The following is a 12712-nucleotide window of genomic DNA, read 5'->3' as shown; positions in this document are numbered from 1 at the left end:
GTTGGCCTGGAGCTTCCTAGACGATGCCCCTTATCGGATTTCACGCCTCTCACGAGCAGATCGACCCAGCGTCTCTGCTCAAGGCGGTATGCCTTGCCGAACAAGCCGGTTTCCAAGCGGCGATGTGTTCGGATCATTTTGCGCCCTGGAGCGCAAGACAGGGGCAATCGGGCTTTGCCTGGGCCTGGCTTGGCGCGGCGCTGCAGGCGACATCGTTCGGGTTCGGCGTCGTCAACGCGCCCGGACAGCGTTACCATCCCGCCATCATCGCGCAGGCGGGAGCCACGCTGGCCCAGATGTTTCCCGGCCGCTTCTGGCTGGCGCTCGGCTCGGGGGAAGCGGCAAACGAACACATCACAGCCGATCCCTGGCCCATCAAGCCGGTGCGCAATGCGCGGCTGGGTGAGTGCGTGGATGTGATGCGACGGCTCTTTGCCGGCGAGACGGTGACCCATGACGGGCTGGTTGCCGTCGACCGGGCGAAGCTCTGGACGCTTCCGGAGCGGCCGCCGGAGCTGATCGGCGCCGCCGTCAGCGCCGAAACAGCACGATGGGTGGGCTCGTGGGCCGACGGGCTCATCACCATCAACCAGCCACATGACACTTTGCGGCGCGTGATCGAGGCTTTCCGAACTGGCGGCGGCAAGGGCAAGCCGATCTACATCCAGATCCACCTCGCTTATGCGCATGATGACGAAACGGCGCTGGCCATCGCATTCGAGCAATGGCGAACGAACGTGTTTTCCCCTCCCCTGTGCTGGGATCTGGAGCTTGCCGAGCATTTCGATGAGGCATCGAAATTCGTGCGCAAGGAGGACATGCACGGTTCAGTGCTGATCTCGAGCGAGCCGGGCCGGTTCGTCGAGTGGCTGGGAGAGTTGGCCGATCTGGGCTTTGACGGGCTTTACCTCCACCATGTGGGGCTCGAACAGCGGCCGTTCATCGAAACGTTTGGCGAGCGGGTGCTTCCGGAACTGAGGTAAGATCTAGCCTTCCCTGCCCTTGAGGCCCATCCGGTCCATGGCCTGGCCTATACGTCCGCGCGAATAGGCCAGGCCATGATAGGTGGAAAGGGCAAGGCGCGCCCAGCCCAGGTAGAGGCCCGGCCGATCGAGCCTGCGGGCCAGCCAGAACATGCGATGGCTCCAGGCGCTGATCTGATAGCGCATGAAATAGATGAGCTTTCGGCGCAGCGAGAGACCCTCGGCGCCGGGCGCGACACGCTTTTTGGGCCTGATGCCCAAGCGCGGCCAGGTGAGGCGGAAGGCCAATCCCTCGCGCCGCTGGCGGAAGCCGGCGGCCTGAGTTTGGCGGATGAATTCGTGATCGACCTGGTCAAGCGCGAGACGGCCTTGAGCCATTCCCTCGTCAAGGATGGCCTTGAGCTGCGGCGAGCGCACGATCACCACATTGGTCCCTCGACCATCGGATGCATAGGGTTCCACCCAGGCGTCACCAAAGGCGATATCGGCGGTTTCCGCCACCACGTCATCGCAGAAATTGCAGGCCGGACTCTGGAAGAACCCCGCGCCCCAATCGCCATCGGCAAGATGCCACCAATCCTTGACGCGCTTTTCGCCGCTTCGATCGGTCAGTTGCGCAGTGTACCAATTGGCGGGACGATCGGCGTTCTTGAGGCGGTAGTCCACTTTTTCGACGGCATCGATTTGCTGATCCATCTGCCAGGCGAAGCTTTCAACGAACCGGGCGCTTTTCATATGTCCGCAGAACAGGCCAAGGGTGAAGGCGATGCGCTCGGCAAGCACCGGGTCCTGCGCGCACTGCAGATGGACGGCCTTGATGAAACAGGGGATGCCGACAACCGCATAGCGTCCGGGCACGGTCCGGATGGTCTCGATCACCCCTGAAAGCTCGATGGGATAGTAGCGCGACTTCGCCCCGGCATGGATCTGTTCCGGGCTGCGCGAGACCACATAGCGGAAAAACGCGCCATCATCGGCAGGCGCAACATGGGCCACGCCATCCACGAGGCCCCGCCGCAACAACTCGGTTGCGACCCAACTCACCATGCCGCCGGAGCTCCCCTGGGCACGGAACGCGTTCTCGGCGGCGTGGCCGACATAAGCGGCCTCATAGCGGCCGATATGCCAATCCCGATTGGGTGCGGCGGGAAAATTGCCGGCCGCCAGGTCGTCCTCATCGCGGGCGAAGGGGGAGAACGGACATGTGCGCGCCAGGGTGGGACTCGGCGTCTCCAGCCAATCGCGCGCGCCGGTTGGCTGGAGCTGCCCATAGGCGTTCCACGCCATATGCACGTCCCCCCTGCCCGCCTGGGCGACACAGCCGCCGCAGCCGATGCAGAGGCCCGAGCGCAGCATAGCTTTGGGGCTGATGGCGGGCTGTGCGGGCTCAGTTGCAGACGGCATCGAGATAGGCGTCCGAGCGCCGTTTGAGGATCGCGATTCGATGCGGGATCGTCCTCTCGGGTGCTTCCCCGAGAATGTCCCAATAATGGCTCGACGGCGTCTCCTGCCCCACCAGATGCCGCTGGGCACCGACGGTTTCGGTCAGGTCGCGGATCTTGTTGGAGCGATAATCGGTCAAGGCACACGCGAAGGGCTTTTGGTTGACGAGTGCAAAGACACAGCCATGGAAGAACGTGGTGACCACCGCCTGAGCCCCGGCCATGAAGCCGGCGAATTCCTCCGGGCCGGCATCGATCCATTGCTCGTCTGCCCAATCGTTGCGATAGCCGATGCTGATAAGCCGCAGGCCTTTATCCTGGGCGAAAACGCGCACATTGTCGATGAACCACTGAGGGAAACCGTGCCCATAGACGGCCAGATATGGCGGCAGGCGGCGCAGCGCCTTACCCTCGATCAGGTGGGAAAATTGCAGGCACGGGTCGAGCACCAATTCGGGCTCGCAGCCAAGCGCATCCTCCACAAGACGGCGCGAGTTCTGGTCGCGGATGGAAATCCGCGAGAAATCGCGCAGCTTGCCGGCCCAACGGCCATCGAGCCCTTCACCGGCATCCTGATTGCCGAAGCTCGCCGCATAGGAGGCGATTTGCCCGGCCCGCACCCCCTCGCCGAAAAAGACGGGGTGACCGCCATACCAGGGATGGCGCAAATTCCAGACTTCGTCGCTGCCCACGAGTACCAGCTCATGAGGGTCCATTTCCCATGGCCGATCGAGCGCGAAAGGTTTCGACAGCGGCAAGCTGTCGATGGCATCGAGGAACCTCCGCGTCTTGCCGGCATAAAGCGGTAGATCGGCCTTTTCACTCCTTTTTGGCAGCAGGGGTTGAAGAGCGCTGCGCCACTCGGCGCGTTTGACGCGCTCAGAATGATGATCGAGGAGCACCGCGCCATGTCCCCGTTCACGCAGACCTTCCACGAGGCAGCGAGCCTGCCAGTATGAGCCATAATTGATGCAGCGGTGAAAGGTGAGGACAGCGATGCGGGGAGCAATGGGCATAAAGGACGCCTTCCGGCTCATTGGTGTCGCCTTGACCCAATGGCGCCGCAGGGCATGCGTTCCGCTCCGCCGTCCAGCTTAACCCTTGGCAATCGGGGAGTTCAGCATGGCCTTATCGGTTCACTCCGTGCCACGGAGCGCGAAATCCCCGAGCTCCCGCGGCGTCAGGTGAACCGGCTTGCCGTCACCGATGTCGGTGGTTGGCGCCCGGCGAAATAGGCGTCGATATTCTCTCTGACCAATTCCGCCATGGCGGTGCGCGTTTCCACGGTGGCGCTGCCGACATGGGGCACGGGGAAAACGTTATCGAGCTTCAGGAATCGCTCATCTATCCTGGGCTCGCCGAGGAACACATCGAGACCGGCACCCGCAATAGCCCGCGCTTCGAGCGCCTCGATCAGCGCGTTCTCGTCTATCACGCTGCCCCGTGCAATATTGACGAGATATCCCTCGTTTCCCAGTGCCTCGATCACGGCGCGATCGACGAGGCTCTCAGTACTCGCGGTTGCTGCAACGGCGACGATCAGCACGTCCGCCCAGCGCGCGAGCTCGAGGGGGCTGAGAAAGGCTCTCCATTGGGGCACCGACTTTTCCGACCGGTTCCAGAACCCTATCTCCATTTTGAAGGCCGCCGCCTTTTCCGCTATCGCCCGACCGATAGCGCCCAGCCCGACAATTCCCACTTTCTTGCCCGAGGCCGAACGGGACAGGGCAAGCTTTCCACCCTGCGCCCATTCGCCCGAGCGCACCAGGTCCCGTCCGCGCCCCATGTCGCGAAGCACGGCCAGCATCAGCCCTATTGCCATGTCCGCAACGTCATCGGTCAGAATCCCGAGCGTCGTTGCAACATGGATCTTCCTTTGCGCACAGAGATCGAGATCGATCCTGTCGGTCCCCACGCCGTTGACCGCGATCAGTTCGAGGTTGGGCATCCGTTCGATCCAGGCGCGATCGATCCCGAGCGCTCCGTTCGTGAGGACCGCCCGAAATCCTGTGAGCATGGTCTCCGCCGAAGCGTCTTGTGCGGAAATCAACCGGTAGCGGCCCGCGAGGTCGGACCCGATGGGCTCGATAAGAGTGTCGAACGCCAGGATCGGCTCTATCATTGGCTTGCCTATCAATGTGAAATCTGACCCAGGAAGGTCTTGGTCCGCTCGTTCTGCGGATTGGAAAAGAAGCTCTCGGGCTCGCCGCTCTCGACGATTTCGCCCTTGTCCATGAAGATCACCCGGTCCGCCACCTTGCGGGCGAAGCCCATCTCATGGGTCACCACCAGCATGGTCATCCCCTCGCTGGCCAGATCGATCATGGTGTCGAGCACTTCGTTGACCATTTCGGGGTCCAGAGCCGAGGTCGGCTCGTCAAACAGCATGATCTTGGGGTTCATGCACAATGCCCGTGCGATCGCCACGCGTTGCTGCTGCCCCCCTGAGAGCTGGGCCGGATATTTGTCCGCCTGCTCGGGAATGCGCACGCGTTCGAGATAGCGGCGCGCCGTGGCCTCGGCCTCTGCCCTGCTCACGCCCCTCACCTTCATCGGCGCCAACACGCAATTGTCCAGAACCGTCATGTGAGGGAAGAGGTTGAACTGCTGAAACACCATGCCGACCTCGCGGCGGATCTTCTCGACATTTTCCGCCCCGGCGGTCAGTTCGACTCCCTCCACCACGATCGTTCCGCTCTGCACGGTTTCAAGCTGGTTGATACAGCGGATAAGGGTGGATTTTCCCGAACCTGAAGGGCCGCACACGACGATCTTTTCGCCGCGTGCGACCGATAGTTCGATGGCCTTGAGGGCATGGTAGCTGCCGTACCATTTCTCGACGCCGCTCATGCGTACGGCGATTTCGGTATCGTTTCGTGCAGCATCGGTAACCATGTTCTGCCCTCAAAGCCTTGCTGGAGTTTGTTATTCGCCCGCCAGAACGAATTCAGGCAGCGGACCGCCGACCCATTCCTCGTGCAGCGCGTTCAGACTTCCATCTTCCTTCACCCGGGCCAGAAAGTCGTTGATGTAGTCCAAAAGCTCGGTGCTGCCCGGACGGACGGCAATCGCCTGGCTCTGCTGGCGCAGCGAGAATTTGGTGTCGAACCGGCCCGGCGCCATTTCATTGATCTGTGCGATCACCACGTTGGACGCGCCCATCAACGGGGCCTGCCCCGAAAGCAGCGCCTGCACCGCCGAGGCGTCGTCATCGAAGCGCTGGATGTTCGCATCGGCCGGCGCGATCTCGGTGATCGAGGTGTCCTGTGTGGATGCGCGCGCAACGGCGATGCTGTGGCCGGAAAGATCTTCCGGTCCCGTCACCTCGAGATTGGCGTCGCCGAAAACGAAGATCTCGATACCGGCATAGGGTGCTGAGAAATCGACCTGTTCGGCACGTTCGGGCGTAATGCCCAGAGAAGCGACGAGAACGTCGATCTGGTTGGACACGAGATAGGGAATACGGTTGGGCCCGGTCACGGGAACCAGGTTGAGCTCCACCCCCATGTCCTCGGCGAGCAGGCGGGCGACGTCGGCGTCATAGCCGTCCGGATTGCCCGCCTCATCGAGAATGCCGAACGGGGGGAAATCGACGAGCAGGCCGATATTGATCGTGCCACGTTGCTGGATTTCCTCGGGCGTCTGGGCGATGGCCGGGCCAGCCACAAGGCCCGCCACAAGCGCCGCGGCGCCCATCATTCCGATCAAAGTTTTGCGCAGTTCCATATTCTCTCTCCCTTGGTTGATGTCGTCGAGTTCAGCGCGTGGTCGCCACGGCAAACCGTCCTTCCAGGTGCCGCGCCCACAGCGAGAGCGGCCAGCAGAGGATAAAATAGAGCGCCGCCACCAGCGAAAAGACGGTCAGGGGCTGGAACGTCGCGTTGTTGATGATCTGGCCGGCCCGTGTCAGCTCGACAAAGCCAATGATGGAGGCCAGCGAGGTGCCCTTGATCAGCTGCACCAGAAAGCCCACGGTCGGCGCCACCGATATCTTTGCCGCCTGGGGCAAAACCACGTAGCGCATGCGATCACGATATTTCAGCCCCAGCGCCCAACTCGCTTCGGACTGTCCCGCGGGCACGGCCTCGATGCAGCCGCGCCAGATCTCGCCCAGATAGGCGCTGGCATGGAGCGTGAGGGCCAATGCCGCCGCGATCCAGGGATTGATCCCCACCCCCACGATCGAAAGGCCGAAATAGACCAGGAAGAGCTGCATCAGGAGCGGAGTGCCCTGAAACACCCGAATGAAGGCGAGCGCTCCATAGCGCAGCGGCGCGACGCGCGACACGCGGGCCAGCGCGATGGCGATGCCGCCCAACGCTCCGCCAGCGAAGGCGATCGCCGAAAGCAACAGCGTCCATTGCACGGCGGTTATGATGAACAGCGCTTCGTTAAACCCGAATGTGCGAAACATGGGCTGCCCTCACCGCGCCAGGGGATAGCGGAAAGCGATCCGCCCGAGTGCAGAAAACAGGCCGGAAAAGCCGAGCGAGAGAATGAAGTATATCAGCGTGATCACCAGATAGACCTCGAAGGCCGCGAAGGTGGCAGACTGGATATTGTTGCCGGCCGCGGCGAGATCCGTCGCCGAAATCGCCGAGACCACCGACGAGGTCAACATCAGGTAGATGAACTGGCTGGTGAGCGCGGGATAGATGGTGCGCAGCGCCGGCTTGAGGATGATGTAGCGGAAGATCTGATGGCTCTTGAGTCCAAGGGCCCGACCGGCTTCCACTTGCCCGCGATTGACCGACTCGATCCCCGCGCGCACGATTTCGGTCGCGTAGGCTCCGACATTGACCGACAGCGCAACCAGTGCGGCGGTGTTGGGATCGAACCTGATTCCCAGGGCGGGCAGCGAGAAATAGATGAAGAATATCTGGATCAGGAACGGGGTGTTGCGGATCACCTCGATATAGACGTTCACCAGCCAGCGGAGCGCGCTGGGGCCTGCCGTCTTGGCAGCGGCGCACGGGACGGCGATCAGCATGCCGATCAGGATCGCTCCGAAGCTGAGCTGAATGGTAACCAATGCGCCATAGATCAACTGGTCGAAATTGTTGATCACCGGAGCGAAGTTGAACTGATAGTTCACGCGCCCGTTCCTCCCGCGGCCCTTGCCTGCCGTCGTTTAGATCGATCTAAATATAGCCGAGCCACCGAGTCAACCCTCTAGGGGATCGAACGCGCGGGGTCCAACCGAACCCCGGTCGACGAAATGGCTGGGCACCGTCATCCGCTGGCGCGGCGCGTCGGGGTTTTCGATCCGGCGCAGCAACTGGCTGGCTGCCAGTTGCCCGATCTCAACCGCTTCGGTTGCAACCGAAGCCAGCGCCGGCCGCACCAGCTCGGTTTCCGCGACATTGTCATATCCGATCAGCGATACGTCGCGTCCGGGCACCAGCCCGGCTTCGCAAAAGCCGCGATGCATGCCGAGCCCGATGACGTCATTGTGGCATATCCAGGCGGAGGGGGCGCCCTTTTGCCGCGCCATCCTCAGCGCCAGAGCCGTTGCTTCCCCATGGGTGGGTTCGATTGTCATCTCGACCGCATCCACCGCATGGTAACGCGCGATGGCGGCCCGGAAAGCGCTGAGCCTTTCTTCACGGGCCGAATGATCGAGATTGGCGGTGACGAACCCGATCCTCACGTGCCCAAGGTCAACCAGCCGCGAAACCGCTCCGTACATGCCGCCGAACTGGTCCATCCCTACGTAATCGGCTTCTCCACCGACCGTCCTCAGGACTTCGACCACGGGCATGCCCCACATCTGCAGCTTCTGGGTGAAGTCGGCCTTGGTGCCCGCGGCGGGACAAACGATCAGACCATCCACTCCGTGCTCGCGCATGCGGGTGACGAAACCATCCTGCTTTTCCTGGGACTCGGCGGATTGGGCGATGAAGGTCGCCAGCCCGGCGCCTTCCACCACATGGTCGATGCCGGTGAGCAGGATGCCGAAGAAGGGATTGGAAAGGTTGGGAATGATCACGCCGATCGTACGGCTGCGCGCGGCCCGCATGCCTGCCGCACCGGCATTGTAGACATAACCGATCTCCGCCATTGCGGCCTCGACGCTGGCCCGCGTCTCCCGGCTCACCAGCGGGCTCTTGCGCACGACCAGCGATGCGGTCGCGCGCGAGACGCCGGCGTGCCGAGCCACATCCATAAGCGTGGGACGGGCTATGCGTCGAGTTTGCTTGCTCATGGTTGGTTATAGAACCGGCGCTTGCGCGCTCCCCTTTGGATCGATCTCATCGACCACCATGGCAAGGCTCGATCACCAAAGCAACAAAGCTCGGAGCTTTAATGGCCCGGCGCCGAGAAGCGCGCTTTGGCGGCGAGGCGGGAGAGGCTCATTGAGCAGGTAAGCCACGGATTGCTGCGGGAACCCGAAAGAAGCGAGTCCTTTCGGGAACCGGCGTCGACCTTAAACCCTCACCAGCCGGCCATCCGCGCGCGGCTGCAGCACGCCGTCCCCTACCCGCTCCCAGGCCGCTGCGGCGATGCTCCGGTCGGCCGGCCGGAGATCTGCGTTATCGGTCGCCGCATCGATCGCGAGCACCGAACTCTTGAGAAGCCGCGAATAGGGATGTTCGGGCGTATCCAGTATCGGTCGAGCAGGCCCCATCTCCACCACATAGCCCTTCTGCATGATCACCAGCCGATCCGATATGTAGTAGGCCGTGGCGAGATCGTGGGTGATGTAGATCACCGAGACCTCAAGCGTATCGCGCAGGTCGCGCAAGAGATTGACGATCGACATGCGCAGCGAGGCGTCCACCATCGATACCGGCTCGTCGGCAATCAGCAGCGAGGGATTGGAGATCAGCGCACGAGCAATCGCGATCCTCTGAAGCTGCCCGCCGGAAAGCTCATGAGCATAACGTCCGGCGATTTCCCTGAGACTCAACCCCACCTTCTGAAGCGCCGCATCCATTGCCGCTTCAACCTCGGGCCGGGTTCTCGCGCCGAGGAGCGTGCGCGCACTCGCCTGAAGATAGCGGTCGACCTGCTTGAGCGGGTTGAAGGTTTCGAACGGGTTCTGGAATACCGGCTGCACCCGTCGCATGAAATCGAGCCGTGCCGCCCGGCTCCGGCGCTCCGCCGCGCTCCTGCCCTCGAACAGGATATCGCCACTGGTCGGGCTTTCGATCCCCAGAATCATTCGCGCGAGCGTCGTCTTGCCCGAACCGGACTCGCCAATGATCGTGAAAATTTCCGCCCTATCGGCCGAAAGCGAGAAATTCGCATCCACAACAGCGTCGATGGAATTGCGCGAGAGCGGCCCGCCCATCACGAAACGCTTGGAGACGTTGGAGACATCGAGCAGCGCTGTCATGGCACGGCCTCCTCCACCGGCGTACCGATGCGCACGAGCGGCTTTACATCCTCACTGCGCCAGCAGGCGGCGCGATGATCAAGGCCTACGGGGGCGAGAGGCGGCACTTGCTTGCACTTGTCGATGGCGAGCGGGCACCTTGGGTGGAAGCGGCACCCTTGCGGCGGCTCGGCCAGATTGGGCGGACGCCCTTCCAGCGCGGCCTTGGGTGCCGTATCCCCAATCCTGGGGAGCGATGCCACGAGATGGGCGGTATAGGGGTGTTTGGGGGCGGTAAAGATTGTCCGCGTCGGCGCCTCCTCCACCAGTCGCCCAGCATAGACGATCCCGATCCGATCGGCGATGTTGGCATGTACGCTCATGTCGTGGGTCACGAAAACCACCGAAGCCTGCATCTGGCGCTGTACGTCGCGAATCATCGCCAGCACGTCCTTTTGCACTACGACATCGAGCGCGGTCGTCGGTTCGTCGGCGATCACGAATTCGGGCTGGCATACGGTCGCCAGCGCAATAACCACCCGCTGGCGCATTCCGCCCGAAAGCTGATGGGGAAATGCGGACAGCACGTCGGGCGATAGACCCAGCCGCTGGAGATGGGCTTCGACCCGAGCCCAGAACTCTCGCCTCGGCAACCCCATGGGGCGGAAAGCGAAGTCGCGGAACGTCTTATGTACCCGGCGCACCGGGTTGAGCAGGCTCATCGAGCCCTGCATGATATAGGACAGGTGTTTCCAACGGATCGCGTCGATCTCTTCCCTGCTGGCCTTGTAGGGGTCGATCTCGAGATCGCCGAAACGATAGGTCATCGACCCGTCCACTATCCTGAGCGGAGGCCGGATCGCGGCGGCGAAGGTCTTGATCAGCGTTGTCTTGCCCGATGAGCTTTCCCCGGCAATGCCGTAGATCTCGTTCTTGCGGATGGAGAGGGTCACGTCGTCCACGGCGCGCACTTCGCGTTCGACCCCGAAATAGCCCATCTGATAATAGGCCTTGAGGCCTTTCACGGTCAGCACGTCAAGGGCGTCGGTTGCGGTCATCATGCACCCCCCATGCGCCGCAAGCGCGAACGCGGATCGATGTATTCGTTCATGGACACCGTGAGCAGGAACAGGCCGATAAACAGCATCACGATCATGATCACGGGGATAAGGATCCACCACCAGACCCCGACCACCATCGCCGAGTGGTTATTGGCCCAATAGAGCGTAGTGCCGACGGTGGGTATGTTGACGTTGGTAAAGCCGAGCACCGCGAGGGTCACTTCCATGCCGATCGACCAGATCATGTTGGCGATGGCGGTGGCGAAGACGATGGGCATGACATAGGGCAAATGTTCCTCGAACATTATCCGGCGCGCGCTCATGCCCGAAAACACCGCATGGCGAGTGAATTCGCGATGACGCAGGCCGAGCGCGACCGAGCGGATCAGCCGCGCGTCGAACGGCCAGCCGAAGCACGCCATCACCAGCGCGAGCCGGAATAAGTCGAGTTCCGAGCGCATCACGAAATAGAACAGGATCAGGATAGGGAAGATCGGCAGGGCAACGAAGATGTCGTTGAAAAACATCAGCACCCGGTCGGTCCAACCACCGAGATAGCCAGACAGCAATCCCACGGTGATCGAGATGATGCGGCTGAGCACGGCCACTATCAATCCGAAAGCCAGCGTGTTGCGGAAGGCGAAGCTGAGCTGCCAGAACATGTCCTGACCGCGTGAATTGGTGCCAAACCAGTATTGGGCGGAGGGCGGCTGGTCGGGAATGACGACGTACATCAGCACAGGATCGACCGGCGAGAAAAAACTGGCCAGCGCGAAGATCACGATGCCGCCGACAAGAATGCAGCCGATGGCGAATTCGATATTGTAGCGGACGAGGTCCCTGACGATCGCAAACATTGGCTATTTCGCCCTCACGCGTGGATCGAGCAGCGGGTGCAGCAGATCGATGATGAAGATGGCGCTTGCGACCGCGATGACGGCAATCGAAGAGACCGCGAGGACCAGCGTCGTATCGCCGCCATTGACTGCGCGAACCAGCAACGTGCCCAACCCCGGATAGGCGAAGACCTGCTCGGTGATGATCGTTCCCGAGAAAATGCCCCCAAGCGCCATTGCCAGCCCGGTGAGCTGGGGCACCATCGCGTTGCGGATCACATAGGAAAAGACCACCCTTTGGGTCTTGACCCCGGCCAGTTCGGCATAGGTCACATAATCCTCGGTGATGATGTTGGAGACCAGCGCCCGCATCCCCAGAAATGAAATCCCCAGGCCGACGATCACCAACGAGGTGGCCGGCAGGATGGAATGATGGAGCACTGAGAAAATGAACTCGGGCGTAAAGCCGGGCCGCACATTCATGGCAAAGCCGCCGGAGATCGGCATGACCGGCCACAGATAGCCGAAAATGACCACCAGCAAGAAGGCGACGATATAATAAGGTATGGGTTGGATGCCCATGGCGACGATGCCGAAGGCTTTGAGGAACCTGTTGTTCTGGTAATAACCGGCCAAGCCACCCAGCAAATTGCCGATGATCCAGTACAGCACGATCGAGGTGACGAGGAGCCCCACCGTCCAGGGCAGCGCCAGCATGACAAGGCGCATGGCCGGAGAGGGAAACGCGATGAGGGATGGACCGAGATCGCCGACGATGAAGCGCGACCAGAAGTTCACATACTTTTCGAGGAGCGGCCGATCGGTCCCGAAAAGCTCCGTCAGCGTCTCGCGTAGGGCCTGGATTGCTTCGGGACTGAAGTTCGATTGTCCCGCGACGCGACCGATAATGGTTTCGACCGGAGAAACAGGCGAGAGGTGCGTAATGAAAAAAGCAGCCGAAATACCGGCGAAAATAACGACCGCTAACTGCAACAACCGCTTAAAAGCGAAAAACAGATAGTCCTTCATTGTCGACGCTACGCCTTCCCCTCTTCGTTCGGGGGTGTCCGGC

At 61.8% G+C, this 12712-nt stretch carries 13 protein-coding genes; 1 reads left to right on the top strand and 12 read right to left on the bottom strand.

The window, feature by feature from the left end; all coding sequences use genetic code 11:
- Positions 1–23 precede the first annotated feature (23 nt).
- Complete coding sequence (locus NO932_RS03365; protein ID WP_309209651.1) at positions 24–983, top strand: TIGR03885 family FMN-dependent LLM class oxidoreductase; 960 nt, start codon at positions 24–26, stop codon at positions 981–983.
- Between the two features lie 3 nt (positions 984–986).
- Here the strand turns inward: NO932_RS03365 and NO932_RS03360 are convergent, their stop codons facing one another.
- The 12 genes from NO932_RS03360 to NO932_RS03305 form a co-directional block, all read right to left on the bottom strand.
- Positions 987–2387 carry a Coenzyme F420 hydrogenase/dehydrogenase, beta subunit C-terminal domain gene (locus tag NO932_RS03360; protein ID WP_309209650.1) on the bottom strand — a complete coding sequence of 467 codons (1401 nt, stop codon included), beginning with the start codon at positions 2385–2387 and terminating at the stop codon, positions 987–989.
- A complete protein-coding gene (locus NO932_RS03355) occupies positions 2371–3441 on the bottom strand; it encodes a polysaccharide pyruvyl transferase family protein (protein WP_309209648.1) in 1071 nt (356 codons plus the stop codon). Before NO932_RS03355 ends, NO932_RS03360 begins: the two co-directional genes overlap by 17 nt.
- A 164-nt stretch (positions 3442–3605) precedes the next feature.
- Positions 3606–4547 carry a 2-hydroxyacid dehydrogenase gene (locus NO932_RS03350; RefSeq protein ID WP_309209646.1) on the bottom strand — a complete coding sequence of 314 codons (942 nt, stop codon included), beginning with the start codon at positions 4545–4547 and terminating at the stop codon, positions 3606–3608.
- 11 nt (positions 4548–4558) lie between these two features.
- On the bottom strand, positions 4559–5320 hold the full coding sequence (locus NO932_RS03345) for an amino acid ABC transporter ATP-binding protein (protein ID WP_309162615.1): 762 nt from the start codon (positions 5318–5320) through the stop codon (positions 4559–4561).
- 30 nt (positions 5321–5350) lie between these two features.
- Positions 5351–6151, bottom strand: coding sequence for a transporter substrate-binding domain-containing protein (locus tag NO932_RS03340; RefSeq protein ID WP_309209644.1), 801 nt, complete (start codon positions 6149–6151; stop codon positions 5351–5353).
- 31 nt (positions 6152–6182) lie between these two features.
- Positions 6183–6839, bottom strand: a complete 657-nt coding sequence (locus NO932_RS03335; RefSeq protein WP_309209642.1) for an amino acid ABC transporter permease — start codon at positions 6837–6839, stop codon at positions 6183–6185.
- 9 nt (positions 6840–6848) lie between these two features.
- Positions 6849–7520, bottom strand: a complete 672-nt coding sequence (locus NO932_RS03330) for an amino acid ABC transporter permease (protein ID WP_309209640.1) — start codon at positions 7518–7520, stop codon at positions 6849–6851.
- Between the two features lie 69 nt (positions 7521–7589).
- On the bottom strand, positions 7590–8630 hold the full coding sequence (locus tag NO932_RS03325) for a LacI family DNA-binding transcriptional regulator (protein ID WP_309209638.1): 1041 nt from the start codon (positions 8628–8630) through the stop codon (positions 7590–7592).
- 222 nt (positions 8631–8852) lie between these two features.
- Positions 8853–9764 (bottom strand): ABC transporter ATP-binding protein, encoded by a 912-nt coding sequence (locus tag NO932_RS03320; RefSeq protein ID WP_309209637.1) that lies wholly within the window; start codon positions 9762–9764, stop codon positions 8853–8855.
- Positions 9761–10804 (bottom strand): ABC transporter ATP-binding protein, encoded by a 1044-nt coding sequence (locus NO932_RS03315; RefSeq protein WP_309209636.1) that lies wholly within the window; start codon positions 10802–10804, stop codon positions 9761–9763. The genes NO932_RS03320 and NO932_RS03315 overlap by 4 nt, the downstream gene beginning before the upstream one ends.
- Complete coding sequence (locus NO932_RS03310) at positions 10801–11661, bottom strand: ABC transporter permease (protein WP_309162628.1); 861 nt, start codon at positions 11659–11661, stop codon at positions 10801–10803. Before NO932_RS03310 ends, NO932_RS03315 begins: the two co-directional genes overlap by 4 nt.
- A gap of 3 nt (positions 11662–11664) precedes the next feature.
- Positions 11665–12669, bottom strand: coding sequence for an ABC transporter permease (locus NO932_RS03305; RefSeq protein WP_309209635.1), 1005 nt, complete (start codon positions 12667–12669; stop codon positions 11665–11667).
- Positions 12670–12712 lie beyond the last annotated feature (43 nt).

The organism is Pelagibacterium sp. 26DY04, assembly GCF_031202305.1.
Classification (GTDB): domain Bacteria; phylum Pseudomonadota; class Alphaproteobacteria; order Rhizobiales; family Devosiaceae; genus Pelagibacterium.
Note: the sequence above shows the minus strand (reverse complement) of the source record. Positions and strands in the feature narration are given on the sequence as shown.